The organism is Rhizobium sp. P2_G2, from assembly GCF_056403555.1.
Window position 1 is genome coordinate 79,324 of the sequence record NZ_JBFUFF010000011.1, and the last position, 25,782, is coordinate 105,105.

General features: G+C 61.6%; 21 protein-coding genes and 1 pseudogene. 12 read left to right on the forward strand and 10 right to left on the reverse strand.

The window, feature by feature from the left end; all coding sequences use genetic code 11:
- Positions 1-73 precede the first annotated feature (73 nt).
- The 3 genes and pseudogenes from AC1D06_RS11655 to AC1D06_RS11665 form a co-directional block, all read left to right on the forward strand.
- A pseudogene (locus AC1D06_RS11655) lies at positions 74-733 on the forward strand (transporter associated domain-containing protein); the annotation flags it as partial.
- Positions 734-801: 68 nt separating this feature from the next.
- Entirely contained in the window at positions 802-2,415 is a 1,614-nt protein-coding gene (gene pgi / locus AC1D06_RS11660) for a glucose-6-phosphate isomerase (RefSeq protein WP_477986345.1), read from the forward strand.
- 68 nt (positions 2,416-2,483) lie between these two features.
- A complete protein-coding gene (locus AC1D06_RS11665) occupies positions 2,484-3,365 on the forward strand; it encodes a LysR family transcriptional regulator (protein ID WP_477986346.1) in 882 nt (293 codons plus the stop codon).
- Here AC1D06_RS11665 and AC1D06_RS11670 read toward each other — a convergent pair.
- Positions 3,362-3,784: a MarR family winged helix-turn-helix transcriptional regulator gene (locus tag AC1D06_RS11670; RefSeq protein ID WP_477986347.1), complete on the reverse strand. Its 423-nt coding sequence runs from the start codon at positions 3,782-3,784 to the stop codon at positions 3,362-3,364. The genes AC1D06_RS11665 and AC1D06_RS11670 overlap by 4 nt on opposite strands.
- A gap of 71 nt (positions 3,785-3,855) precedes the next feature.
- On the opposite strand from AC1D06_RS11670, the gene AC1D06_RS11675 reads away from it, so the two are divergent.
- Positions 3,856-4,962: an FUSC family protein gene (locus tag AC1D06_RS11675; protein WP_477875768.1), complete on the forward strand. Its 1,107-nt coding sequence runs from the start codon at positions 3,856-3,858 to the stop codon at positions 4,960-4,962.
- Between the two features lie 103 nt (positions 4,963-5,065).
- Positions 5,066-5,608 carry a glutathione peroxidase gene (locus tag AC1D06_RS11680; protein ID WP_477986348.1) on the forward strand — a complete coding sequence of 181 codons (543 nt, stop codon included), beginning with the start codon at positions 5,066-5,068 and terminating at the stop codon, positions 5,606-5,608.
- Here AC1D06_RS11680 and AC1D06_RS11685 read toward each other — a convergent pair.
- Positions 5,578-6,501, reverse strand: a complete 924-nt coding sequence (locus AC1D06_RS11685) for a LysR family transcriptional regulator (protein ID WP_477875770.1) — start codon at positions 6,499-6,501, stop codon at positions 5,578-5,580. The two genes, AC1D06_RS11680 and AC1D06_RS11685, sit on opposite strands and share 31 nt — an antisense overlap.
- Positions 6,502-6,604: 103 nt before the next feature.
- Between AC1D06_RS11685 and AC1D06_RS11690 the strand changes: the two genes are divergently transcribed.
- The 3 genes from AC1D06_RS11690 to AC1D06_RS11700 all read left to right on the forward strand — a co-directional run bounded on the left by AC1D06_RS11690 (position 6,605) and on the right by AC1D06_RS11700 (position 10,370).
- Entirely contained in the window at positions 6,605-8,029 is a 1,425-nt protein-coding gene (locus AC1D06_RS11690) for an aldehyde dehydrogenase family protein (RefSeq protein ID WP_477986349.1), read from the forward strand.
- A 97-nt stretch (positions 8,030-8,126) separates the two neighbouring features.
- Positions 8,127-8,897: a trans-aconitate 2-methyltransferase gene (tam, locus tag AC1D06_RS11695; protein WP_477986350.1), complete on the forward strand. Its 771-nt coding sequence runs from the start codon at positions 8,127-8,129 to the stop codon at positions 8,895-8,897.
- A gap of 39 nt (positions 8,898-8,936) precedes the next feature.
- Positions 8,937-10,370 carry an MJ1477/TM1410 family putative glycoside hydrolase gene (locus tag AC1D06_RS11700; protein WP_477986351.1) on the forward strand — a complete coding sequence of 478 codons (1,434 nt, stop codon included), beginning with the start codon at positions 8,937-8,939 and terminating at the stop codon, positions 10,368-10,370.
- 22 nt (positions 10,371-10,392) lie between these two features.
- On the opposite strand, the gene AC1D06_RS11705 is transcribed toward AC1D06_RS11700, so the two are convergent.
- On the reverse strand, positions 10,393-11,601 hold the full coding sequence (locus tag AC1D06_RS11705; RefSeq protein WP_477875774.1) for an FAD-dependent oxidoreductase: 1,209 nt from the start codon (positions 11,599-11,601) through the stop codon (positions 10,393-10,395).
- 81 nt (positions 11,602-11,682) lie between these two features.
- On the opposite strand from AC1D06_RS11705, the gene AC1D06_RS11710 reads away from it, so the two are divergent.
- Entirely contained in the window at positions 11,683-12,150 is a 468-nt protein-coding gene (locus AC1D06_RS11710; RefSeq protein ID WP_477875775.1) for a MarR family winged helix-turn-helix transcriptional regulator, read from the forward strand.
- 64 nt (positions 12,151-12,214) lie between these two features.
- Here the strand turns inward: AC1D06_RS11710 and AC1D06_RS11715 are convergent, their stop codons facing one another.
- Positions 12,215-12,577 (reverse strand): LysR substrate-binding domain-containing protein, encoded by a 363-nt coding sequence (locus tag AC1D06_RS11715; protein WP_477875776.1) that lies wholly within the window; start codon positions 12,575-12,577, stop codon positions 12,215-12,217.
- 7 nt (positions 12,578-12,584) lie between these two features.
- Positions 12,585-13,154 carry a LysR family transcriptional regulator gene (locus AC1D06_RS11720; RefSeq protein WP_477875777.1) on the reverse strand — a complete coding sequence of 190 codons (570 nt, stop codon included), beginning with the start codon at positions 13,152-13,154 and terminating at the stop codon, positions 12,585-12,587.
- Positions 13,155-13,261: 107 nt separating this feature from the next.
- Here AC1D06_RS11720 and AC1D06_RS11725 point away from each other — a divergent pair, with 107 nt between their 5' ends.
- The gene (locus tag AC1D06_RS11725) at positions 13,262-14,155 is read left to right on the forward strand and encodes a fatty acid desaturase family protein (protein WP_477875778.1); all 894 of its coding nucleotides are present in this window, start codon (positions 13,262-13,264) and stop codon (positions 14,153-14,155) included.
- Between the two features lie 21 nt (positions 14,156-14,176).
- Here AC1D06_RS11725 and AC1D06_RS11730 read toward each other — a convergent pair whose 3' ends face one another.
- The 5 genes from AC1D06_RS11730 to bcsA form a co-directional block, all read right to left on the reverse strand.
- Entirely contained in the window at positions 14,177-14,689 is a 513-nt protein-coding gene (locus AC1D06_RS11730; RefSeq protein WP_477875779.1) for a nuclear transport factor 2 family protein, read from the reverse strand.
- A 134-nt stretch (positions 14,690-14,823) separates the two neighbouring features.
- Positions 14,824-15,741, reverse strand: a complete 918-nt coding sequence (bcsN, locus tag AC1D06_RS11735; protein WP_477875882.1) for a cellulose biosynthesis protein BcsN — start codon at positions 15,739-15,741, stop codon at positions 14,824-14,826.
- 49 nt (positions 15,742-15,790) lie between these two features.
- Complete coding sequence (locus AC1D06_RS11740) at positions 15,791-18,040, reverse strand: tetratricopeptide repeat protein (RefSeq protein WP_477875780.1); 2,250 nt, start codon at positions 18,038-18,040, stop codon at positions 15,791-15,793.
- A complete protein-coding gene (locus AC1D06_RS11745) occupies positions 18,037-20,382 on the reverse strand; it encodes a cellulose biosynthesis cyclic di-GMP-binding regulatory protein BcsB (RefSeq protein WP_477986352.1) in 2,346 nt (781 codons plus the stop codon). Before AC1D06_RS11745 ends, AC1D06_RS11740 begins: the two co-directional genes overlap by 4 nt.
- Positions 20,375-22,636 (reverse strand): UDP-forming cellulose synthase catalytic subunit, encoded by a 2,262-nt coding sequence (gene bcsA, locus AC1D06_RS11750; protein ID WP_477875782.1) that lies wholly within the window; start codon positions 22,634-22,636, stop codon positions 20,375-20,377. The genes AC1D06_RS11745 and bcsA overlap by 8 nt, the downstream gene beginning before the upstream one ends.
- A 469-nt stretch (positions 22,637-23,105) precedes the next feature.
- Between bcsA and AC1D06_RS11755 the strand changes: the two genes are divergently transcribed.
- Together AC1D06_RS11755 and AC1D06_RS11760 are read left to right on the forward strand one after the other, a co-directional pair.
- Positions 23,106-23,813, forward strand: coding sequence for a Crp/Fnr family transcriptional regulator (locus AC1D06_RS11755; protein ID WP_477875783.1), 708 nt, complete (start codon positions 23,106-23,108; stop codon positions 23,811-23,813).
- Positions 23,814-23,908: 95 nt separating this feature from the next.
- Positions 23,909-25,774, forward strand: a complete 1,866-nt coding sequence (locus AC1D06_RS11760) for a CHASE2 domain-containing protein (protein ID WP_477875784.1) — start codon at positions 23,909-23,911, stop codon at positions 25,772-25,774.
- The last annotated feature ends 8 nt before the right edge of the window (positions 25,775-25,782 follow it).

Genomic DNA, 25,782 nt, shown 5'->3' on the forward strand with positions numbered 1-25,782 from the left:
CAGCAATGGCGCGGCGCCGCGGGAAAAACCCGACAGCATGGCGGAACTCGACAAACGCGAGATCGCCGACCTCCTGATCCATCGCACGCAGATGCGCGGCGTCAATGCCGACGATTCACCCGACGCGATCATCCGAGCGATCCTCGACAGCCGCTATACGCGCATGCCGCTTTGGCGCAACTCGATCGACAATATTATCGGTGTCGTGCATGCCAAGGATTTGCTGCGCGCGCTGGCAGAGCCAGGAATGACGACTGACAAGCTCGACATCGTCAAGATCGCCGAGCGGCCGTGGTTCGTGCCCGAAACGACCAGCCTGCGCGAGCAACTGGCAGCCTTCCTGAACCGCAACACGCATTTCGCCATCGTCGTCGACGAATATGGCGATGTCCAGGGCATGGTGACCATGCAGGACATCCTCGAGGACGTGGTTGGCGACACCTCGGAGGAAGGCGAAGTCAACCTGCCCGGCGTGCGCAAGGAGGCCGACGGCTCGATCGTGGTCGACGGCTCGGTCAGCATCCGCGACCTCAACCGCGCCATGGGCTGGGCACTGCCCGACAGCGAGGCGACGACGGTCGCCGGACTGGTCATCTACGAGTCCCGCTCGATCCCCGACGAGCGGCAGGCTTTCACATTTCATGGCAAGCGCTTCCTTGTCATGAAGCGGGTAAAGAACCGCATTACAAGGTTGAGAATCCGGCCGGTGATCGAAGGTGGCTCGGCCATGTAGCGGTTCCGCCGCCCTTGCTACAATCGATTTAAATCGCTAGGTTCGCACAGCCATCAGGAGGACTCGCCATGCAGGTCATAGTCGCGAAACTCAAGGAAATCGCCCTCTCCACCCATGCTACCCAGATCCGCGAGGCCTTTGCCAGCGATCCCGGCCGTTTCGACAAATACCATGTCCGGTTCGAAGACCTGCTGATGGATTATTCGAAGACCCCGATCAACGATCAGGTCCTCGCTCTGCTCGCCGAACTGGCCGATGCCGGCGGTGTGGCTGCGAAGCGCGAAGCGATGTTCAAGGGCGAGATCATCAACATCACCGAGAACCGCGCGGTACTGCATACGGCATTGCGCAATCGTTCCAACACGCCTGTCATGGTCGACGGCAAGGACGTGATGCCCGAGGTCAACGACGTGCTGGAGGCGATGAGCGAATTTGCCGACGGCATCCGCTCCGGCAAGATCACGGGTGCGACCGGCAAGAAGATCACCGATATCGTCAATATCGGCATCGGCGGCTCCGATCTTGGTCCTGTCATGACGACGCTGGCGCTCGCTCCGTTCCATGACGGCCCGCGCGCGCATTATGTCTCCAATATCGACGGCGCCCATATCGCTGACACGATCAAGCTGCTCGATCCCGAGACGTCGCTGTTCATCGTCGCCTCCAAGACGTTCACGACGGTCGAGACGATCACCAATGCCAAGACGGCGCGTGCGTTTATCGTCAAGGCGCTTGGCGAAGACGCCGTGCAGCACCATTTCGCCGCCGTCTCGACGGCGCTCGATAAGGTCGCGGCCTTTGGTATCAATCCTTATCGCGTTTTCGGCTTCTGGGATTGGGTCGGCGGTCGCTATTCGATCTGGTCGGCCATCGGCCTGCCGCTGATGGTCGCCATCGGCCCGGAGAATTTCGGTAAATTCCTCGATGGCGCGCATGCGATGGACAAGCATTTCCGCACGGCTCCAGCGAACCAGAACCTGCCGATGCTGCTTGGCCTGATCGGCTACTATCAGCGCAACATTCTTGGCCTGACCTCGCGCGCCGTCATCCCCTATGACCAGCGGCTGAGCCGCTTTCCGGCCTATCTGCAACAGCTCGACATGGAGTCGAACGGCAAGGGCGTGCAGATGGACGGCTCACCGGTCGATGGCTCGTCCGGCCCCGTCGTCTGGGGCGAGCCGGGCACCAACGGCCAGCACGCCTTCTTCCAACTGCTGCACCAGGGCACCGACCATATCCCGGTCGAGTTCATGATCGCCAAGCAGGGATTCGAGCCCGAACTGCGTTACCAGCACGAACTCTTGATGTCGAACTGCCTGGCGCAGTCGCAGGCGCTGCTCAAGGGCCGCTCGCTCGCCGAAGCCAAGGCGCAGCTGATGGGCATGGGCTGGGACGAGAAGAAGGCTGACTATATCGCCCCGCACCGCGTCTTCACCGGCAATCGTCCGTCGATCACCTTCGTCTATGACAAGCTCACACCTTACGCACTCGGCCGGCTGATCGCGCTCTACGAACATCGGGTGTTCGTCGAAGGGGCGCTGTTCGGCATCAATTCCTTCGACCAGTGGGGCGTGGAACTCGGCAAGGAACTGGCGACGGGCCTGCTCCCGGTCGTGCAGGGCACGAAGGGAACCGAGGGGCTGGACAGCTCGACGGCGGGATTGGTGGCGGCGCTGAAATAGCGCTGTCGCATGCAATTCGAGCCTGATACAAACTCAATCAACGACGTTGGGTTTGTATCAGGACTGCCATGAACTGGGACGATGTCCGCATCTTTCTCGCGGTGGCCCGCACCGGCCAGATTCTCGCGGCATCGAAACGGCTCGGGGTTAACCACGCCACGCTTTCACGCCGGTTGACCGCCCTTGAAGAGGCACTCAAGACCCGGCTTTTCGTCCGCCGCACCAATGGCTGCGAACTCACGGCCGAAGGCGAAATTTTCCTGGCGTCCGCGGAGCGGATGGAAACCGAGATGTTGGCCGCACAGGCCAATCTTGGCCGTACCGACACGGCTATCGCCGGCACGGTGCGGATCGGCGCGCCAGATGGCTTCGGCGTCTGTTTCCTGGCGCCGCGCATGGGACGGCTGATCGAGCGGCATCCGGAATTGAAGATCCAGCTCGTGCCGGTGCCGCGCGCCTTTTCGCTGTCGAGCCGCGAGGCGGATATCGCAATCACGCTCGAGCGGCCCGAACAGGGGCGCCTCATCTCCTCAAAACTCACCGACTACACGCTCGGCCTCTACGCATCGCGCGGCTATGCCAACCTCAACGGTGCACCGGAGGACGCCGAGGGCCTGAAGACGCATCGCCGCATCGGTTATGTCGAGGACCTGATCTTCTCACAATCGCTGAATTTCACCGGTGAGGTGATGCGCAACTGGAGTGCCGGTTTCGAGATCTCCTCGGCGATCGGACAGACCGAGGCCGTGCGCTCCGGCGCGGGCATCGGCATCCTGCACAATTACATCGCCCGGCAATATCCGGATCTTGTCCGGGTCATGCCGGAGACGGAAATCCGTCGTACCTATTGGACGATTTTCCACGAGAGTGCCCGTGATCTGGCACGCGTGCGCATTGTCGCCGATTTCCTGCATGAGGCGGTGCGGGAGGAGAAAGGCGAGTTTATCTAATCGGCCCTCTCGGCCAGCCTCGCCATCAGTATCGCGGCATGGAGCAAGGTGTCGCGTTCCTGCGGTTCGAGGTCCTCAATCGCCACACTGAGCCAGCGGCTACGCGCCTCGATGTCGGCGACTAGGACGGACAATCCGTGCGCCGTCAGCGCCACGAGCTTTTCCCGGCGATCGGTCACACCTGTGGTGCGCTCGATCAAGCCATCTTCCTCGAGGCCGGCGAGTAGCCGGGTCAGCGATTGCGGCTGCAGGTTCTCCTCGTCCGCTAGCCTCGCAGCAGGCATTGGCCCCTTGCGACGGAGCGTGCCGAGAATGCCGAGTCCCGAAAGGCTGACCGATCCGGGAGGGCGTGCCGCTCGCAGCCGCCGATTAAGCGACAGTATCCCGCGCACGATCAGCGCCGCATCCTCATTGTTCATGCAAATCCCTGTCTTGAAAAATTAATACGCATAGCGTATTAATTTGAAACGTATCACGGGAAGGATATAACATGTCGTCGTCCGCATGGCGTTCCCATTTTGCCCGATCGCTGGCTTGGTCGGTCGAAAAGAGGCCCGGCTGGGTCGAAATCGGCAGCTCTGCACTCGGCATCGCCGGACCCGCTGTCTTCGCGTCGACGACGGGCCACCTGCCCTCGGGATTTGCCGCCGGCCTCGGTGGTTTGATGATCGGCGGCATCGCCCAGGGCCTCAGCCGAGACGCGGAACTGACGACCTCTGCTATCAGCGCCGCACCAGCCATCGCGGCGACCGTGCTGGCTGCGCTGCTGGCCGGGCATGGCTGGCCCGCCGAAGGGCTGATGATTCTGCTGGCGGGTCTCGCGGCATTGTTCGGCGGCTACAGCCGCCCCGCTGCCGTCGCGGCCGCATACTTCGTTCCCTATCTGGTGCTGACCTTTTCGGCAGCGGAAAAGGTCTCGGACAAGGTTTTCTTTGTCCTGCTTGCCATCGGTGGCATGGGGCTGACGATCGCGATCGGCCTGCTGATCGCCTCTGTAAGGCGATCGATGGGATATCAACCGCCACCTTTTGACGAGCCGGCCGCCTCCACCGCGACAGCGGCGCAGAAATGGGCACGCTGGCGCCGCCTGCTGTGGCAGGTCGCCGGCTGGCAATATACGCTTCGGCTGGTGATTGGGCTGACGATCGCCACCGTCATCCGCTACGCCTGGCCGGGGCATCATTTCCTCTGGATCACGCTCGCCGTTGCCCTGCTGACCGAGCGGCAGATCGAAATCGTGCCGCTCAAGACGACGCAGCGCGTGGTGGGCACTGCGCTCGGCGTGGGGTTGAGCGGGCTTTTCCTGTTTCACTGGCCGCCGCAGGCGCTGCTGCTCAGCCTCTTCGTCATTCTAGCCGCCATCCGACCGCTGGCGCGGGCCGGCAATTATCTCATCTATTCCGTGGTCCAGACGATGATCATCGTTTTCATCCTCGATCACGGCCAGCCGCCGGAGACCGGTTTGCTGACCGATCGATTGATCGCCACGCTGATCGGCGCGGCACTGGTAATCGGCTGCAATTTTCTTTTCCGACGCCACGCCAATCCACAACAGCCGGCGAGCGCCAGTGTTCGGCGGGTCACGCAATCGGGATGAGACTGTCCTTTGGCGAGGCTGGACGGGCGCGGCATTTGGTGGCATTGCCTTCGCGCACTTTTCTTCATCACCTGAACGCTATTGCCACCGCTCGGAGCCTCCTATGACCGATATCCAGTCCATCCCCCTAACCCGCATAGACGGCACGCCCGCCCAGCTCGCCGATTACGACGGCAAGGTGCTGCTGATCGTCAACGTTGCCTCGAAATGCGGGCTGACGCCGCAATATGAGGGGCTGGAAGCACTCTATCGCGCCAAGAACGGCGAAGGCCTGGAAATCCTCGGCTTTCCGGCCAACAATTTCAAAGGCCAGGAGCCAGGCACCGAAGAAGAGATCGCCGCCTTCTGCTCGCTCACTTATGATGTGACTTTCCCGATGTTCTCTAAGGTCTCGGTCAAGGGCGGCGACCAGCATCCGCTCTACAAGGCGCTGACTGAGGCGCAGCCGGAGCCGGCCGGAGCCGAAGCCTTCCGCAAACGCATGGTCGATTCGGGGCTTGGGCCGGAAAAGCCTGAAGACGTGCTGTGGAATTTCGAGAAATTCCTCGTTTCGCGTGAAGGCCAGGTGATCGGCCGCTATTCGCCGAATATGCCGGTGACCGATCCGGTCATCGCTCAGGACATCGACAAGGCACTGGCCGACTGAAAGGTTTGAGCGCGCGTTTCCTTGATCAGCTCGATCAATGCGCGCAGGCCTGCCGGCACATGCCGGCGGCCGGGATAATAGAGGCAGAGGCCGGGGAATGGTGGCGTCCATTCCTCGAGCACGCGCACCAGCCTGCCATCGGCGATAGCACCGGCGATCTGCCATTCGTTCATGTAGCAGAGGCCGAGATCGGCCAGCACCGCCTCCAGCATCAGGTTCGGCTCATCAAGGGTGAGCACTCCGGAGACGTCGACGGTGAGGATTTCGCCGCGCCGTTCGAATTCCCATGACCAGATCGTACCATTGGGCATGCGCATGCGGATGCATTGATGATGTTGGAGATCGGCCGGCGTCACCGGGGGCGGATTGAGGGCGAAATAGCCGGGCGAACCAACCACGACCATGCACTGCTTATCGCCGAGCGGCACCGAGATCATGTCCTGCGGCAGATATTCTGCGAGCCTTATGCCGGCATCGAAGCCGCCCGCGACGATATCGATGAGCTTGTTGTCGGTGACGAGGTCGACCTTCATCTCCGGATAGCGGCGCAGATAGTCGAGGATGGTCGGCATGAACTGCCGTGCTGCGCCGACTGCCATGTTGAGCCGCAATGTGCCGACCGGCCGTTCGCGATGGACATTGATGTCCTCCACCGCCCTGCGGATATCGACAAGCGCTGGCGCGACACGGGTGACGAACTGTTCGCCGGCTTCGGTCAGCGACACACTGCGGGTCGTCCGGTTGAACAGCCGGATGCCGAGCCTTGCTTCGACGGCGGCGACGGCATGGCTGAGAGCCGAGGGCGACATGCCGAGTTCGGCGGCAGCGGCGCGAAAATTGCTGGTCTGGGCGAGCCGGACAATCATTTCATATTCGCTGACATTGTCGCGCATTGTTTCGATTCCTGCATCACCGCATACGTATTTATGCTGCTTATCGGATCAATACCAGCGCTCTATCTCCTGGGCATCGACATCACCACCAGGAGCAATACCCATGAGAAGCATCGACAAGATCTATATCGACGGGGAATTCGTCACGCCACATGGCGAGGGCCTGTTCGAGCTCTACAACCCGACGACGGCCAAGGTGATCGGCACGGTTCGGCTCGGTGATGTCGAGGATGCACGCCGGGCAATCGCGGCAGCCAGGCGGGCCTTCGCGGTGTCTTCGAAAACCACGGTGGCCGAACGGATCGACCTGTTGAAGCGATTGCATGCTGCCGTGTCGGCGCGGGAAAAGGACATTGCCGAAGCCATGCGCGAGGAATATGGCGCGCCCGACTATTTCCGCTCCTTCAGTGCGCCTTACGCGGCTTCAGCCTTTGCCAACRCAGCACAGGTGCTCGAAGACTATCCGCTCACCCGCCGCGTCGGCCAGGCCGAAGTGGTGATGGAGCCGGTGGGCGTGGCGGCGCTGATCACGCCGTGGAATTCCAATGCCGGCTTCATCTGCTCGAAATTCGCCACCGCGCTCGCCGCAGGCTGCTCGGTCGTGGTCAAGCCCTCCGAAATGAGCGCCATCCAGACCCAGGTCGTGCTTGAGGCCATTCATGCCGCCGGCTTGCCGAAGGGCCTGTTCAATCTCGTCAACGGCCGCGGCGATGTGGTGGGCGACGAACTGACGCGCAGCCGCGATATCGCCAAAATCTCCTTCACCGGCTCAACCGTGGTCGGCAAGACGATCATGCGCAACGCGGCTGATACGTTGAAGCGGGTGACACTGGAACTCGGCGGCAAGTCGCCGACCGTGATCCTGCCCGACGCCGATCTCGAAAAGGCGATCCCGCTCGCGGTTCAGGCTGGTTTCAACAATTCGGGCCAGGCCTGCATTGCCGGTACGCGTATCCTGGTCCACGAGGGCAGGCTCGAAGAGTTCAATCATCTGGCCAAGGCTGCCGTCGAAGCCGTGAAGGTCGGCGACCCCAGCGATCCCGAAGTCAGGGTCGGGCCGATGGTCAGCCAGAAACAATGGGAGCGGGTGCAGCGCTATATCCGCATCGGCACCGAATGCGGCGCCACCCTGCTCGCCGGCGGAGAAGGCAAGCCGGAGGGATTGGATGGCTATTTCGTCAAACCGACGGTGTTCACCCATGTCACCAACGACATGGCGATCGCCCGCGAAGAGATCTTCGGACCGGTGCTGTCGATCATCAGCTATCGCGACGAGGCCGAGGCGATCGCCATCGCCAATGAGACCGACTATGGCCTGCAGGCCATGGTCATCGGCGCCGATCACCGGCATGCCGTCGAGGTCGCCTCGCAATTGCAGGCGGGCCGCGTGCAGATCAACGGCAGCTATCTGGAGCCGAAGGCACCGTTCGGCGGCTTCAAACAGTCCGGCATCGGCCGCGAATTCGGCAGTTTCGGGCTGGAGGCCTATCTGGAACCGAAGTCGTTGCTGGGGGCATTTGCGGTATAGGCAACTTTTACCAAGACGCTATCGCGTGCGGTGGCACCATTGACCGCCGCAGCAAGGCATGGGAGACGAGGCCAACAACTTGCAAAGGAGTCGCGCGATGGCCTGGTCTCCCACTCAATATGTCAAGTTCGAGGATCAGCGCACCCGCCCGGCGCGTGACCTGCTTGCCCAAGTGCCGCTCGCCGAGGTGACACGCGGCATCGACCTCGGCTGCGGGCCGGGCAATTCCACCGAACTTCTTATCGAGCGCTGGGGGGCGGCCGGCATTTCCGGCCTCGACAGCGACGCCAACATGCTTGGCGCGGCTCGCAAGCGCCTGCCCGGCACGCGCTTCGAGCAGGCAGATCTCGCGACCTGGCATCCTTCCGAACCGCAGGACCTGCTGTTCGCCAACGCCGTCTTCCAATGGCTGCCGGATCATATCGAGATCTTCGACCGGCTGATGGAGGCGCTGGTGCCCGGCGGCGTGCTGGCTGTACAGATGCCCGACAATCGCAACGAACCCAGCCACCTCCTGATGGAGGAAACCGCCCATGACGGACCGTGGAGTTCTGCTTTCGCCGCAAGCTCGGCCCGCCGCGCCGACATGCCCACGACATCAGATTATTACAGCCGGCTGATCGGAAAATCGGCCCGGCTCGACATCTGGCACACGATCTACAATCACCCGATGGACGGTGCTGCGGGGATTGTCGAATGGGTCAAGAGCACGGGTCTCATGCCCTATCTCGCCCGCGTCGCTCCGGAGCAACAAGGCGATTTCCTCACGGCTTATCAGGCGCGACTCGATAAGGCCTATCCCAAACTTGCCGATGGCAAGACGCTGTTCCGTTTCCCGCGACTGTTCATCATCGCGGTGAAACAGTAGGGTGGACTGAACGATATCGATCTTCAAAATGGAATAATGATGATCAAATACAAAACCTCGACCGGCCCTGTCTCCGTCAGCAATTGGGGCTATGAGTTGCAGGGGCTGAACGGCCGACCGCTCAACACGGGCGACCTAGCCTCCGCGACCTATGACCTCATGGTCATCGACGCCACCCATAACGGCAGCGACGCGACCCGTTTCACGTCCGACGAGCTTAGCCAGATCAAGGACGGGATGGGCGGACGCACGCTCGCTGCCTCCTATCTGTCGATCGGCGAAGCCGACGATTTTCGCGACTTCTGGGACAAGGACTGGACCACCAACGGCAAGGCAAGCGGCAAGCTGACCGACGACGCGCCGGACTTTCTCGGCCCGACCAATCCCGACTGGCCGGAATCGCGCAAGGTACGCTACTGGGAGTCCGACTGGCAGAACATCATCTACAACGACAAGGGCACGGGCGAGCTCGACGGCATCGTCAAGGCCGGTTTCGACGCCGCCTATCTCGACATTATCGACGCTTATTATTTCTGGGGCAGCGAAGTCTCAGCCAAGGATCAGGAGCCGGGTGATCCGAAGAATGACAAGCAGGCGGCCGAGCGCATGGTCGATTTCGTCGTCGACATGACGGCGCATGCACGCGAGACCAATCCGGATTTCTTCGTCATCCCGCAGAACGGCGAATGGATTCTCGAAGACCTCGGCAGTGACAAGGCACGCAAGGAAGCCTATCTGAACGCGATCGGCGGCATCGGCGTCGAAGATCTCTATTTCCGCGGCAACAAGGACGAAAACAATCGTTTGCACCCCGATAAGCAGACGATCAACATTCTCAAGCACGACTTCCTCGACAACGGCAAGCCGGTCTATGTCGTCGATTATCTCAACGATCCGAAGAAAGTGGCCGAGTTCGAGAAGCTGGCGCTCAAGGACGGCTTCATTCCCTATGCCGCGCCGAGCCGCGATCTCGACTCGCTTGGCAGCCCCTTCGGCGGCAGCCCGACCTATATCCGGCCGACCCCCGGGAGTGACAAGCTGCACGGCTCGAACGTTGCCGACACGATCGCAGCACTTGCCGGGAATGACACGGTCAATGGCCGAGATGGCGACGACAAGCTCAATGGCGGCCTGGGCAATGACACGCTGACGGGCGGCAAGGGCAGCGACCAGTTCGTTTTCGACACGAAACTGGGCGCCGGCAATATCGATACGATCAAGGATTTTGTCGTGGGCGAGGACAAGATCGTGCTCGACCACGCCATTTTCACCACGCTCGCCAAAGGCAAACTCGCTGATGATGCGTTCGAGACGGGAAGTGCAGCCTCCGATACGCATGTCCACATCGTTTATGACGCAACGACGGGTGCGTTGTTCTACGACGAAGACGGCTCGGCCAGCGGCAAAGCTGTCCAGTTCGCAACCATCGCTGCCAATCTGAACGTGTCGGAGACGGACTTCCTGGTCATCTGAAGGTCCGGGCGGCAGTCCAGCTTCAGCGTTCCGGCATAGCGAGTGGATTGAGATCGACACGGTGGCGGAAGAGTTGCGCCTGCATCCGCCCGCTCATCGGCAGGAACAGGGGAAGAAGCCAGTCGCGGATGCGTCGCGACAGCCAGCTTTCGGCCTTCTTGGTCGAACCGCTGCGGCGCCCGAGCTTGATCGCCTGCGCTGTCCGGTCACGCCGCAGGCTTTCGAAGCGCTGGAAAGCGTGCGGTATTGGATCGTTTGCAAGACATTCCGACAGGACGATCGCATCCTCAAGCGCCATCGAGGCGCCTTGGCCGGAATGCGGCGCCACCGCGTGCGCAGCATCGCCGATCAACAACACATTGTCGCTCCACCAGCGAGGCAGTGCGGGCATGTCGTAGATCGGGTAGTTGCGATCGATGGCGGTCAGGTCCTTGACGATTTCCGGGATGTCGAGCGGGTCGCCCCGGTGCATCGCTGCGATCCTGGCGGCTTCCGCGCGGCTGTCCCAGTTGCTGCCGCCCCTGAGGTCGTCAGCCGCATAGGTATTGAACCAGAAAGTCGGCCCGCCCTCGTCCCGGATATAGCCGAAGAATGCCTGGCGACCGAAGACCATGTTCATCTGTCCATGCGTCGGCGCTATCGCCTCGCCGTCCACGACACCGCCTGTGCCGATCAGACCGGTATAGGCCGGCTCGGGAGCATCTGGAAATGCCATCCGCCGGACCGTCGAGCGCAGGCCGTCGCAAGCAATGATCGCATCGAAGGCCTGCTCTTCCTGGTCGATCTTGAGCGTGAAGCCGGCAGACGTCTTGCGTGTCAGAGCGATCCTGGATCCGAATCTGATCTCGACGCCAAGCCCAAGCGCTGCATCGAGCAGGACCTGGACGATTGCGCCGCGCCGGACGGTGACGGAAGAGGCACCGAAATCGCTTTGATTTCGGGAATAGTCGATGATGCCAAGTTGCTTGCCCGCTTCGTTGAACAGCGTCAGCCCGCTCATCGTCACGCCGACGTCGATGATGGCTTGATCGAGGCCCAGGGCTTTGAGCGCGTTCATGCCATTCGGCGCCAGGGTCAGAAACAGCCCGTCCATGCCGAGGCTCTCCCTCTCGCGCTGCTCCATGACGAGAGGGCGACAGCCTTTGCGGCTGAGCGCAACAGCCAGCGCAAGTCCTGCTATTCCCGCACCGACAATGGCTACCCGCCGATTCCGAAGCTCCATGCTTGCCATGATCAAATTTATCTCCATGATTGGGGACTCATAAAATTACTTAAAGTCATCTAACTATTAGATCATGGAATTAATATGTCAATGACGGATCGAAACCAGCTGATCGACGCCATCGGGCGCATGATCATGCGATGGCAGGACGCGACGCAGAAATTCGACGAAATGGTCGGGAAAATCTACGACCTGAACATTTCGGAGCGTCTCTGCCTGAGCTTTCTGTTTCACGGCCCCCAGACCGCCAGTCGTATCGCCCAGGAGATCAATCTGACGCCGCCGGCGGTCACCGCACTGATTGACAGGCTGGAGCGCCGCGGTTTCGTCCGCCGCCGGCGCGACGAAGGAGACAGGCGCAAGGTATTGATCGAAACCGCCGAGAAAACCGAGCAATTGACGGCCGAAGTCTACGGACCCGTCGCCGAAGCCGGCGCCTCGATGCTGGCCAGTTTCACCGAGACCGAGCTTCAGCTTTTGCAGCGCGTGCTGGCGCAGAGCATCGAGCTGCAACAAAAGTTCACCGAAGATTTGGCTCGCAAGCAAGACCAGACGTGACTATGAAACCATCGTCGGTTAGTGCCGCGGATCATCGTCTCCTTCGCAGCCGGGACGATGCGATCTACGGGCCAAACCCAGGATGCTCGATCGCAGCGATACAGCGCCGCGACAGCCAGTCGCGAAACAGGCCGACGACCGGTTTGCGGGCGCTCTGCTCCAGGACCGTCAGGCAATAGGGTTGGCTCAGTCGATGCGATATGTTCATCGCCACAGCCAGCCTGCCCTCGTCCAAAAGCGGTGCGACATAGATGCCCTGCCCCAGCGCAATGCCCAGACCATGCTCCGCCAGATCGAGTGCCGCGCGTGAGCTGTTGACCGTCAGGCCATGGCGTATGCGCGGATTGGGCGGCAGCCCCTGCACCTCGAACCAGGTCGACCACGAGGGATAGGCTGCGGCAACCGGCCCCCAGTCAGTGTGAATCAACGGCGCATCAAGCAAAGCGCAAGCACTCGCAAGCACTCGCAAGCGAACCGAGTTCGGCGAGCAGACGCCTGGAGCAGACCGGATAGACCGCATCCGTCGCAAGCTCCTGCGTAACGTGGCCTGGATAATGGAATCGGCCATAGGAAAGCCTGATATCTATCCTGTCGCGCTCGAAGGAGACGGGATCGTCCTCGCCTCGCATCGACACGTCGACGACGCCATGCGTCGCGGCAAAATCGGCAAACTGCGCCGGCAGCCATCCGGCAAGCATCGATGGCGGCACCGACACGGTCAGCGACGGGCGGGCGACGCCGCCGCGCAAGACGCTGGAGACACTGCGAATTTCTTCAAACGCTGCCGTCAGGCGTGGAAGCGCCTCTCGGCCGGCCTCCGTCAACGTGATGCGACGGTTCTGCCGATGAAACAGCTTGCGACCAAGCTGCTCCTCCAGCATACGCACCAACTGGCTGATGGCGGCTGGCGATACGCTCAATTCGAGAGCCGCCGTGGCGAAGCTGCCCGTTCGCGCAGCAGCATCGAATGCCTGAAGACCGCGTAGCGATGGCGTCATATCCATGGACAATAATCCGAAAGTTTTCCTTTCTCGCATATCAGAAAATCTCGCTATTAAAAAGTTTTGGTTTTGATTACCGTCGTCAATATCGGAAAACAATCGAGCGCATCATGGATCACCGCGACATCATCGCCTCACTTACCCCCGAACTGCGCCAACGGCTGACCGAAAAATCGGACTATGCCGGGTTGGCGCATCTTGCCGTTCATTGGGGACTGATCGTGCTGCTCGGTGTCCTGATCGCCGCGCACGTGCCCTTCTGGTGGGTGCTGATGCTGCCGCAGGGCGTGCTCATCGTTTTCCTGTTCACACTGCTGCACGAGGCAGTGCATCAGACGCCGTTCCGGACGCCTTGGATCAACGAGCTTGCTGCCTGGGTCTCAGGCTTCCTGCTGTTTCTGCCGCCCGCCTGGTTCCGTTATTTCCATTTTGCCCATCACCGTTACACGCAGGATCCCGACAACGATCCGGAACTGGCGTCGGCCAAGCCGGAGACGGTATGGCAATATGTCAAGCATGTCTCGGGTCTGCCGATCTGGTGGGGTGCTTTCTCCGGCCTGCTGCTCAACGCCCGCGACCGCAATCGGGCTACCTATATCCCGCCCAAGGGCTATCCCAAGGTGCGGGACGAGACGCGGGTGATAATCGCGCTCTATGCGGCTCTGCTGGTTCTGTCCGTCTGGTTTCACACCGCCGTGCTTGTCTGGGTGTGGCTGTTGCCGGCAGTGGTCGGCCAGCCTTTCCTTCGGCTTTATCTGCTCGCCGAGCATGGGCGCTGCCCCCTCGTTGCCAATATGCTGGAGAATACGCGCACGACCAAGACGACCTGGCTGGTGCGCAAGCTCGCCTGGAACATGCCCTATCACGCCGAGCATCATTCCTATCCGGGCGTGCCGTTCTATCGGCTGCCGGAGTTCCATGACGTGATCGAAGCGCATCTCAAGGAGATCGAGGACGGCTATATCAGGTTCAATGTGAAATATGTCGAAGGCTTGAAGAGCTGAAGCCGCGATCGACCGCGGCGTTTATCGTCCCAAGAACCCGCCGCGCCGTGCCTGATGCGGCACGCTCCAGCCGAAATAGACTTCGACTTCACGAATCCGGCCGTTGCGGATGGTCATCACCTCCGTGTTGCGGAAGCGCGTGCCGTTGATTTCCTCTGCCTCATAGGTGATGAAGACGCTATCGCCGTCGGCGGCAAGATGGACGAAATCGAAGCCGGAAATCCGTTCGCTCTGCGGCCAGCAACGGTCGAAATAGGTCTTGCGATCGATTCGGTTGTCGTAGGGGCTGGTGAAATGGAAATCCTCGTCCAGCAAGGATTCGATCGCCGCCCGGTCCTTGTCGATAAAGGCCTGGTAGCAGGCGCAGGCAAGCTGCACGTTTTCCTCGTTTGCCAAGGCATCCTCGACACGCTGCGTCTGTGCCGGTACGCGCGGCACGCGGTAGGCATCGGCGCGGTCCGGATAAGGCCGTCCCGAATGCACGTTTTCCCAGGCCAGATGCCTCGATTGCTCGTGGCCTCCGACAATGCGCATCACTTCACGAACGATTCTGCTGAACCAGCCCGACTGTTTCAAAACGACAATCCTCTCGTTTTCCTCAACGGAAAGGTAACGGTACAGTTCCGCGAATATTCGGCAAAACGATGTCGAAACTGAGTCAGTATACACTATTGCGGGATTGGCACCGTCGTTGCATGGTCAATCTTTGTCTGGTCTTGTGACATAGCGTCATTGGCCGGTTCTGTCACCGGTTGTGTCGTATCGCTTTCCGGCAACGGCACGGATGCCGCATTGTCGATAAAGGACGGGTTGGTTGCCGTTTTGGCACTGGCCTTCTGTGGCTGCCGCCAATCCTCGTCGTTCGACGCAGTGTGACGCACGACTTTCGGCCGGCGCACCACCGGTTCGGCGGTGACCACGGCCGGCGGCTGGTCGACATGGGCGGTGCCGGCGGCAAAGCGCAGCATGTCGATCGTCTGGCTGTTCATGTCCTTCAGCTTGAGCCCATCCATCAGCACGTGAATGCGATCGGCCGCGATGGCGGGGTGGCAGTAGCGCAGGCGAATCGTCGCGGCGAGATGGCGGCGGGTCAATTTGGCGAAGCCGGTCGAATCGGCAGGGGTCACCTGCTTGACATATTGCCAGGCATAGAGGCAGGCGCCCTGGCCGACCGCGGCGGTCGCATAGCCGTAGGTACCACTGGCATTGTCGGCAATGATCGGGCTGATCGTCATGGGGATGCCCGGCAGCGCCTGGCGCATGTCGTTCTTGATGCGCCACGCACTGGGCGGACGCAGGAAGGTGGCGTCTTCCGGCGCGCCGATGTCGATGGTCAGCACGTTCTCGCCGGACAGCGACGTCTGGTTGGCATAGACGATTTCCTGGTGCAGCGAATTGTTGGACACCGTCTGCCGCACCGACTGGATGGCGCCGGCAAAGCCCGGCAGATAGGCGGCGGCGAAATCCGCCGACACATCCGTCACCGAAGGCGCCACATCGGGCGACACTGCCTGGGTGGTCAGGTAGGGATCGGTCGTCGCAGCCGTGCAGGAGGCCAAAGCGAGGAGAAGGCTGAGGCTGCTCACGGTTTTCAACGCTCTGCTCCGCACAGGTTTTGTCCTATCATTCATTCGATCAATCCGGAACCGTTGGGGTCTGGCCGCTCGTCGCCGCAAGCCCGCGGCGCACGCCGGGATCGTCGGTATAGGCTGCCAGCCGTTCGAAGATCTGATGTGCCTCGTCGATATGGCCGAGATTGTAGTGTGACCAGGCGCGCAGCTGCGTCATGTCGGCAGGCTCCGGCATCAGCGCCAGACGAGCATTGAGCGCATTGAGCGTCTGCTGGTATTGCTTCTGGTCGAAAGCGGAACGCGCCTTCTGCCAGTAGATTTCCAGCTTGATCTCCTTGTCGCGCGCCGGCGTCAGCGGATAGAGCGCAACCACCGATTCCGCGTCGCCCGTCATCTTGGCGCGCAGCAATGTCAGTGCCAGGCCATAGGCGGCGTCGGCCCTGGTCTTGCCGCCGCCGGCAAGTGCCGCGGAGAAGGCGTTTTTGGCCTCGGTCGTGCGCTTCAGGCCGAGCAGGCACCAGCCCTTGGCCAGTGACGCGTCGGGCGAAAGCCGGCCGGAAAGTGCACCGATACAGGCGCCATCGCGCTTGGGGGACAGATAGCCGGAGGCGTTGCTGGATGGCACGGACGAGGATGATGAATCGTCATTCGCCGGGCGCTTGTGGCGCACGGGCTTGCGCACCGGCTGCTGATCGTCTCGGAGAAAATCAGGTTTTGCCGCAGTACTCTGCTGATCGACGGCGCCGACCTGCATCTTGTCGATCGGGTTGACCCGTGCCGCCGAGGGTTTCCTGCGGCCGCCCTTGCTGAGATGGATGTCGGCCCAGATCTCGGGATATTTCGCGCCATAGCTCTGATAGAGGGCGACAAGCGCGTCCCGATCGCCGAGCTGGCCTTCCGACAGTGCCAGACCCTTTAGGCTCGCCGCTTCCGGCTTCCAGTCGAAGGATTTGCTGAACCAGGCCCGCGCTGCCTCGTACTGGCCGGAATTATAGGCATACCAGGCGAGGATCTCGGCATGCGGGGCGCTCTTGGTCGACAGGATCGTGCCGGCATAGGCCTGGACTGCGTTGGCGTCGATCGTACCGGTATTGGGCTTGGCGAAGCGCTCGGCGAGCGCGTTCATCAGGAACACGGGATCGGCGGCCAGGGCACCATGATATTTCAGCGCCAGGTCATAGGCCTCGCCCTGGCGGTTCTGCTGTACCAGCGCCAGGTAAAGACCCTTGGCGTGATCGATATCCTGTTCTTTCTCCAAAGCACGGCGGAACCAGGCGCCTGCCTCAGCCGGCTGCTTGACCTTGAGATAGTACCAGCCGAGCAGCGAAAAATCCGAGACCGTTGCTTCCTTGCCGCCGGCCGCGGTGCGCAGCGCGTTGATGTCGTCGCCGGCCAAAGGCGCCGTGCGGCTGTCATCGGTGTTGAAGTCGGCCACTTCCTTACGGATCAGGTCGACGGAGACGTTGGAGAGCCCGGCCATGATTTCCGGATCGGCGGCGAACTGCGCCATGACCGCGCGGATATCGTCCGGCGCAAAATCACGCGTCGCCTTCTGGATCGTCGCGACGATCACCGACTTGGGCAGCGCATTGGCCTGATCGCGGAACAGGATGCCGCGATAGAAGCGGCCGAGCGCCTCCTTGTTGTTGGTCGCCGAATAGGCGTCGATCATATCCCAGAGGAGGTCGACTTCCTTCTCGGCTTCGGGATTGAGTGCGGCGCCGGCGGCGATCACCGAGGCCCAGTTCTTCGAATTGTGGAAGGAGGTGACCGCACTGCGCAATTTCTTGCGCGCGAATTTTGCGACAAAATCGTCCGTCGCCTGCCAATTGGGATCGGCGGCTTTGCGACGGGCGATTTCCTGCTCGACGCCGGCGACATCATTCTTGTTGTAGAGCGCCCAGAGCAGGTGCTCGTCTTCCCGCTCGACCTTCGGCTTGTAGAGGTCGGCGGGCATCTGGAAGTCGGGATATTTGACCTTCAGCCGCTCATATTCAGCCTTGACGCGCTGATCCTGCTTCTGTTGGGCGTAGTAATAGATCGCGGCAAGCTCGACCTTGTCCGGTCCCTTGACCGCCGTCGCCGCCGGCTTGGCTTTGTCGGTGGTTTCGACGATGACCCGGGCGGGCCGGATCAACGGTTCGGTCGCGTCCTTCTTGCCATCCAATGCCGGATCGGTTCGGGCCGGATCGGCCTGGCGGATGATCTGGGCGACCTGGTCGTGCTGGGTCAGCAGCATCACCGGATCTTCAGCATGCGCGGAAGCGCAAGTGAGGGCCAGCAGCGATGCGGCGATGGGAACGATCCGTCTCATGGCGCGGTCCTCACACCCTTGCGCTGCACGACCTTGCCCAGCCAGGCGGCAAAGAAGCCGACCAGCGCGATCACCAGCACGACATAAATCTGGAAATTGTCGGAGAGCCAGGCTGCGGCGATGCGGCGATAGTTGCCCAAGCTTTGCTCGGTCACTTCGACGAAGTGCTGCTTCTGCCCCGGCAGGTCGACCAGCGCCATCGAGCTCGCGTCGATGAAGGCAGTGCCGCCATCCAGCTGGCTCCACACCGCATTGTCGGTGAGCTGACGAATGCCCTTGGAGAGATCATCGCCGGAGCCGGCGCGGATTTCGGTGAGCAGACTGCCGTCGTCGCGCTCGGACTGGCGGATCATCAGCAGCGCGTTGGCCTGGGAGGTCTGCTCCGGCCGGCTATCGTCATATTGCAGCCAGCTGCGGAACTGCGCGGATGCCGATGCAACGATCGACTTGAGCTGCGCCGTCCATGAGCGCTGCACGTCACTATGGGCATTGGCGTTCTCGAAGGCCTGGATCAGGTCGTTGCTGCCGTCGTCGCGATGCGGGTCGACTGCAATGGCTGCCGTCCTGCCCATGTCCGCGGTCATCAGCGCGGCGGCATCGCTATCGACGGGGAATGCGCTCGCCGCCAATCTGTTGGTCTTGCGGGAATAGTCCTGCGCTTCGGTCGGATTGGACGAAATCACCAGGGCGTCGCCTTCGGTCATAACGCCGGTGGTGTCGGGGCGGAAATTGCCGTTCACCGGCGCTCCCGAGGCCATTGCCAGCTTGGCGAGCACCGTCATGGCCGCACTTGCCGAATGGCTATCGGCGCCACGCAGATAGATATTGAACGGCTTGCCGGCCCCGTAAGGATAGGCATTGCCGGACAGTGCGGCGAGATCCGGCAGGCGCGTGACGCKGGCGAGCGGCGGCACCGAGAATGTCGTGGTGTCGAGCAGGACGTAACGCGCTTTGGCATCGTCGCGGCCGGTCGGCGAACAAGCCTTGTCGGCGGCATCTGGCACTTCGGCGAGCATCTCGATCTTGTTGACGCCGGGCCGGAAGGCGCGGAGCGGCAGTTCGATCAGCTTGCCGTTGAAGCTCTGACCGTCCGTGTTCCTGAAAGGGAAGGAATTGACGATCTTGTCGTTCACCCGCACCAGCATCTGCGAGCTCTGATTGAGACCCGGTGCGGTGGCGGCATCCAGCTTCAGATTGAACGTTCCATATTCGGCGGCATAAAAGTCCGCCGGCATGACGATATTAAAATGCGTCCGCAACAGCCGTCCGGCAAAACTGATCGAACGGACGCCCGCATCGCGCAGGCTGAAATCCTGGCCCGCCGCCACCTTGATGGTACCGGCACGCTGTTCCTCGCGCCCGGCCTTCAGGCCTGGGGCCATCGGGCCACGCACGGTACTGAGCAAAAGCTGCCGCAATTGCTCGACGTCGGCGGCGCGGAAAATGACAGCGGCGCGTTGCGGATCGGCGGATGGCTTGACGGTCACGCCATAGGGCGCATCGGCATAGGCCTTTTGACCACCGGCATTGGCCGGATCGACGCCGTACACGCCGGCATAAAGATCGATGCCAGGCCCCTCGCCCGGCTGGTCGGCCACCGTGATGCGGATGTCATCGCGACCGAGATAAAGCGACAGCGCCTGGACGATGCCGGAGGCGGCATTGAGCATATCGGCATCGGCATGTGCCGGCAGCACCAGCCTGAGCTCCGTGGCGCCGTCATCCATCCGGCCGATGGAATTGAGGTCATCGAAAGCGGCGAAGGACTGCACGGCCGACGGCGCCTGGAAGCCGGACATTGCCGGATTCAACTTCGTCCACAGTTCATAGGTGGCGTCCAGCGAGCAATCGACGCGGTGATGCTGGGCGACGGAGATGCGCACCCGATTGGTGCCTTCGCGCAAAAGCTTGGTGGAGACCGGCACCGCCTGTTTGATGAAGTCGAACGGCGAGACGATCGGAAAATCGCCGGCCGGCTTGCCGTTGACCTCGACGCTCATCACCCCATTGTCCGGCAATACGGAGACCGCGTTCTGATAAGCGAGCACCAGCTTGCCGCCGCGGCCGGCCTGCGTCGCATCGAGCCGGAAGGTGAATTCCTGGGCGTCGCTTTCGCCGCTCAAGGTGAAGCTGGACGTCGGCTCTGCAAACGGAATCAACCTGTCATGGCTGGAGGCCGGTGTTTTTAAGTCGGCCGGCTGCATGGACGGAACCGGATCGGTGATCGTGGCCGTCGCCTTGGCACCATCGTCGCTCGGCACGAGCAGACTTTCGGCCATGGCAGCGGGCGTAACGAGAAAGGAGGCGGCGAGCAGCAGGCCGCGGAGAGAGGATTTAGACATGGCCGGCACCTCCGGTCAGCATGGCAGGCAGGTCGGGATTGACGCCCGGAATGGTCGCGCCATTGGCCTTGACCTGGATCGGCGCATCCGGCTCGGAGGCAAATTCCTCCTCGCGGATCCAGCCGAGCGCATAGGTGAGCGCGCGGAAAGTCTCCGTAAACGTCCAGAGGGCAAATCGCAGCGTGCCGGCGAAATAACCGAGCCGTACCTGGCGGCGGTTGAGGCGATCCTGCAGCACGGCCTGATCCGAATACATAAGATCGGCGATGACGGCGAAGGTCGACGGCGTGCGTTCGCGATAGGCGAAGCCGAAAGCGGCACTCGATGCCGTGCGGCGGACGCCGCGCAGCACCATGTCGGCCTGCAGGATATTGCCGCCGCGGCGCAACTCCAGCGTGGCGTTGAGCGGTTGGCCGGCCGTGGCCTCCGGTTCGCCATCAAGGAACTCGATCGACACGCCACCACTCGACGCATCCTGGACGATGACCGAATGCAGCTTGCCCTCGATGCGCATCAGTCCGTTGCGCTTGATCGGCAGGCGCTGGTTGCGGCGCAGTTCGCGGCGTTCGGCAAGCACGCCGAGCGCGGCGCCGGCAAGCGCCAGATTGATCAGGTTCCAGCTGGCGACGATCAGCAGCAGTTCGCCGGAGAGCGGCTCGGTGAAGTAGCGCCAGACGGAATAGACGGCAGCGACGAGCAGGATGAAGAAGATGGCGAAATAGGGCTTGGCGATCGGGCTCATGCCCGACTTGTCGAGCGTCTGGCCCTTGGCGGTGACATTGAAGGTCGGCTTGCGCGGATTGCGCACCACCGAGATGATCGAGCCGAATAGCATCACCGACTGCACATATTCATAGAGCTCGGAGACCCAGGGCCAGCGCACCTTGCCATAAAGGTAGTTCTGCATGGCGAAGGAGGCGACGAGATAGGTCACCGCATAGGAAGCGAACTCAATGATGTTGGAGCGGAACACTTCCAGCGAAAAGAAGATGTAGAGCAGCGGCGAAAACATGAAGGCCAGCCGCGACAGCGGAAACAGCCAGAAGAGGTTGATGCCGGCGTAGCAGATGCGCTGCGGCAGCGTCAGACCCTTGGCCAGGAACGGCCGATTGAGGATCAGGATCTGCAGCATGCCCTGGCACCAGCGGGCGCGCTGGCCGATGAAGGAGACGAAGGTTTCCGGCTGCAGGCCGGCAATCAGCGGCTTGTCGACATAGATCGAATGCCAGCCCTGGCTATGCAGCGCCAGCGCCGTTTCGCAGTCCTCGGTGATCGACTGGCCGGAAAAACCGTTCGTCGTCTCCAGCGCCTTGCGCGACAGCACCGCGGCCGAGCCGCAGAAGAAGGAGGCATTCCACTTGTCCAGGCCGCGCTGCATGATCGAATAGAACATTTCGTTCTCGGACGGCATGCGTGCGAATGTCTGGAGGTTCTTTTCCAGGGGATCGGGATTGAGGAAGTAGTGCGGCGTCTGGACCAGGAAAAGCTTCTTGTGTTCCTTGAAGAAGCCGACGGTCTCGCGCAGGAAGTCGCGCACCGGCGCATGGTCGGCGTCGAACACCACGACCAGTTCGCCGGAGGAAATCTTCAGGCCTTCGTTGAGGTTGCCGGCCTTGGCATGACTGTTTTCCCTGCGGGCGTGGTAGATCACATCCATGCTCTCGCAAAGTGCTTTCAACTGCTCATGGCGGCGGATGGCGGCCATGGCGATGCGCGGGTCGCGGTGATTGCGCTTGGCGTCCGTGCCGCCGTCGTCGAGCAGGAAGACATGCAGCTTGCTCTTCGGGTAGACCATGGCCTTGGCGGCGGCGAGCGTGGTGGCCAGCAGTTCAGGGTCTTCGTTATAGCTCGGAATGAAAACGTCGACGGTCGGCAGTTCGTCGATCGGTGGGAATGGCGGCGTCGAGCGCTTCAGCGGATCGGCGAGCATGAACAGCGACACGGCAAGCATCGCCAGGCAGTACATTTCGGCGAGGTAGAGGATGAAGCCCGGGATGAAGTTCCACGGCTCGTAGATGCTCGGCAGCGTGTCGGCGGTGCGCCAATAGGCATAGCGAAGGGCGAGGATACCGACGAAGAAATAGGTCATCATCCGGAAAACCTTGTTTTCCGGACGGCTCATGGTGATGAACATGAAGCCCAGCACGCCGAAGCTCAGCACGAGCTGCGCCTGCAGGCTGATCGGCAGCAAGATCAGCGCCAAACCGGCCAGACCCATCAGCAGCGCCAGGACTGAAGTCAGAAATCGCACCATGTACACCCCGTTGGCTCCGCCGTCCTCATGACGGCGAAGTCCCAGTTTGAGACGGGCGATCCTAGGTTGGAGAACCTTGCGTAAATGCTAAATTCAGCGCTTCGGGAATGCAGCGGGCCGGAAAGAACAATCATTGGTGAACAAAGGGATAATACCCGTGACGATCTGGCACGATCTCCTAATATACAAAGTCGAACCTGCTGCGGCCATGCTTCCATTGGAAACTTTGCTTGGTCTTGGGTGTCACTTTAGCGGATAGATTCAATCTCGACTCTCGACTGCGAACCTGGCCGCGGCATTCGACTCGGCGACAAATGCGAGCATGGCCTGCTTGCGCCGCCGGCAAATTTGACCCTGCGATCATTCATCCGAGCGACAGCAGGATTATCGCTCTTAACTTTTCGAACACTTGCTATAACGTGCGCAGCCAGCGGCGGCAGACAACGGGCTGCATAACGGGGACACGGGCATGGCAGAGATCAACAAGAGCGTCGCCTTCTGGCGATCTTTTCCGATCTTCGAGGAATTTTCCAAGGAATTGATCGCCGAGGTGGCCGGCCTGGCGCAATGGCGGCGCTGGCCGGCGGGCACGGTCATCTTCCAGCGCGGCGATGAGGGCAACTATATGATCCTCGTCACGGACGGCCGGATCAAATTGTCGCTGATCACCTCGCAGGGCAAGGAATTGTCGTTGCGCCATCTCGAACCGGGCACGCTGATGGGAGAGATGGCGGTGCTCGACGGCGCTCCGCGCTCGGCCGATGCCACCGCGACAGTAGCGACCGAAGGCTATGTCATCGGCAAGAGCGAATTCATGGCGCTGATCACCCGCAATCCCGACGCCGCGGAAGCGGTGATGGGTTATCTCTGCCGGCGCCTGCGCGAGACGACCGACCAGCTCGAGACGATCGCGCTCTACGATCTCGATTCCCGCGTCGCCCGCTTCTTTCTTGCCACGCTCAAGCAAATCCATGGCGAGGAGGACTTGCCGGACCATGCCAACCTGCAGATCGCACTCAGCCAGACGGAGATCGCCGGCATTCTCGGCGCCAGCCGCCCGAAGATCAACCGCTCGATCCTGTCGCTCGAAGAGCACGGCGCGATCAAACGCCAGGGCGGCGTGATCGATTGCGATGTCGGGCGGCTGATGAAACTTGCCGAACCGGATGACGAATAGTGGGACACAGCGCATTTAGCTGGGGCGAAAGCGGGGCACCCAGCCGCAACAAAAAAGACTCCCCGTTCCCCCGGCCGAAAGTGTAAATCTCAGCGATGACGTTTCGCCTCAAGCCGTTTCATATCGGTATCCTGGCAAGCCTGGCAGCTGCTCTCCTGGTATTTTTCATGCCGGATGAATGGCTCGATGGCGGGCGCGAACTCTATTTCGACCGGCTGACCCAGCTTTTTCCGCCACCGCATTCGCAAGACATCGCCGTGGTCGACATCGACCGCAAGGCCATCGCCGCCGTAACGGACCAGAAATGGCAACGGGTCGACACGGCCAGGCTTGTCGATAAGATCGCCGCCGAGAAGCCGGCGGTCATCGCCTTCGACCTGATCTTCTCAACGGATTGCGACCCTAAGAGTCCGACCAACCAAACGCTGGCGAAAGCGCTCACCGAAGCGCCGACATTGCTCGGCTTCCTGTTGTCCGACGCGCCCGGTCCCGCACCGCGCCCGTTGCCGCCGCTGGCATTGGCCCGTCCGCTCACCGTTCCGGAAATCTGGTTCCTCCCCGGCGCCGAGATCGCCTGCCCGATCTTCCAACAATCGGCGTCAAGCACCGGCGCCTCCTTCCTGATCGGCGATGACGATTCGCGTGTTCGCCGCGTGCAGGCTTTTTCGATCCTGGACGAGGTCCCGTTCCCTGCCATCGGGCTCGAAGCGGCGCGCCGCTACCTGAAAGTCAAGACGCCAATTCTCGGCGGCACCCCGCCCTGGATCAAGCTCGGCCGCGAGACATTCAGTCTTGCTGAGGACGGCAGTTTGCGCTTCGTCGCCAGCGATCTGGCGGAGATCGTCAAGCGCACGGTTTCGGCAGCGGACGTATTGGCTGACAATCCGCCCAAGGGTTTCTTCACCGGCAAGATCGTTTTCATCGGTTCATCCATGCCCAATCTCGGGGGGTTGCGGGCCAGCGCCGCCGAGCCCCTGGTCGCCTCCGTCCAGATCCATGCCGACCTTGCCAATTCGCTGATCGAGAATTTCGTCCCGCTGCGCGACGACACATTCGTCGATTTCGAGGCGGGCTTCGTGCTCGTCGCCGGACTGATGATTGCGCTGCTGACAGTGCGTTTCCGCCCTTCGGTGATCGCGCTGGGCGGCATCGGGATGATCATGGTCACGCTGGCTGTCTCCGCCGGACTCTATGACCTTAAAGGCTGGCTGACGGACGGCTTTACCGTCAGCCTCGCAGTTCTGGCGGTCATTCTTGTCGCCGCGTTTTCGCAATTCGCCGAGACCCGGCGAGCCGAACGCGTTGCCCGCCAGCGCTTCTCGCAATACCTGCCGCAATCGGTGGTCAATCGCTATATCGACAATCCGAATGCGCGGCCCGTCGCCGGCGAGGAACGGCAAGTCACCGCACTGTTCACCGACATCGAAAGCTTTTCCACGCTTGCGGGCCGCGTGCATCCGCAGGTCCTTGTCAGTCTGCTCAACATCTATTTCGCCGAGGTGACGAAAATGGTCGCCGACCATGGCGGCATGGTCGACAAGATCGTCGGTGACGCCGTGCATGCCTTCTTCAACGCGCCTGACGACCTCGACGACCATGTCAACAAGGCGATCGACTGCGCGCTCGATATCACGCGTCTCACCGAGGAAATGCGCAACCGGCGGAATTTCAAGGAACATGCCTTCGGCCGGACGCGCATCGGCATCGAGACCGGCATGGCGGTGCTGGGCGAGGTCGGTATCGGCGGCAAGCTCGACTATACGGCGCACGGCAATGCCATCAACCTCGCCGCCCGGCTACAGGATGCCAACAAGTTCCTCGGCACGACGATCTGCGTCGGACCCGCGGCAAACAAGGAGAGCGCCCGCATGCTCAGGGCACTCGGCGTACACGAAATCCGCGGCTTCGGCACGATGGACCTGTTCACCCCGGACGACTTCATCGTCCACAAACATATCTGAGTGGGACT

Coding starts and splice junctions, on each gene's coding strand:
- AC1D06_RS11705 (WP_477875774.1), bottom strand. CDS start 11,601: ATGGCAAGCATGGAGCTTCGGAATCGGCGGGTAGCCATTGTCGGTGCG.
- AC1D06_RS11680 (WP_477986348.1), top strand. CDS start 5,066: ATGACCGATATCCAGTCCATCCCCCTAACCCGCATAGACGGCACGCCC.
- bcsA (WP_477875782.1), bottom strand. CDS start 22,636: ATGGTGCGATTTCTGACTTCAGTCCTGGCGCTGCTGATGGGTCTGGCC.
- AC1D06_RS11725 (WP_477875778.1), top strand. CDS start 13,262: ATGGATCACCGCGACATCATCGCCTCACTTACCCCCGAACTGCGCCAA.
- AC1D06_RS11700 (WP_477986351.1), top strand. CDS start 8,937: ATGATCAAATACAAAACCTCGACCGGCCCTGTCTCCGTCAGCAATTGG.
- pgi (WP_477986345.1), top strand. CDS start 802: ATGCAGGTCATAGTCGCGAAACTCAAGGAAATCGCCCTCTCCACCCAT.
- AC1D06_RS11720 (WP_477875777.1), bottom strand. CDS start 13,154: ATGGATATGACGCCATCGCTACGCGGTCTTCAGGCATTCGATGCTGCT.
- tam (WP_477986350.1), top strand. CDS start 8,127: ATGGCCTGGTCTCCCACTCAATATGTCAAGTTCGAGGATCAGCGCACC.
- AC1D06_RS11675 (WP_477875768.1), top strand. CDS start 3,856: ATGTCGTCGTCCGCATGGCGTTCCCATTTTGCCCGATCGCTGGCTTGG.
- AC1D06_RS11730 (WP_477875779.1), bottom strand. CDS start 14,689: ATGCGCATTGTCGGAGGCCACGAGCAATCGAGGCATCTGGCCTGGGAA.
- AC1D06_RS11685 (WP_477875770.1), bottom strand. CDS start 6,501: ATGCGCGACAATGTCAGCGAATATGAAATGATTGTCCGGCTCGCCCAG.
- AC1D06_RS11760 (WP_477875784.1), top strand. CDS start 23,909: ATGACGTTTCGCCTCAAGCCGTTTCATATCGGTATCCTGGCAAGCCTG.
- AC1D06_RS11710 (WP_477875775.1), top strand. CDS start 11,683: ATGACGGATCGAAACCAGCTGATCGACGCCATCGGGCGCATGATCATG.
- AC1D06_RS11740 (WP_477875780.1), bottom strand. CDS start 18,040: ATGAGACGGATCGTTCCCATCGCCGCATCGCTGCTGGCCCTCACTTGC.
- AC1D06_RS11670 (WP_477986347.1), bottom strand. CDS start 3,784: ATGAACAATGAGGATGCGGCGCTGATCGTGCGCGGGATACTGTCGCTT.
- AC1D06_RS11755 (WP_477875783.1), top strand. CDS start 23,106: ATGGCAGAGATCAACAAGAGCGTCGCCTTCTGGCGATCTTTTCCGATC.
- AC1D06_RS11665 (WP_477986346.1), top strand. CDS start 2,484: ATGAACTGGGACGATGTCCGCATCTTTCTCGCGGTGGCCCGCACCGGC.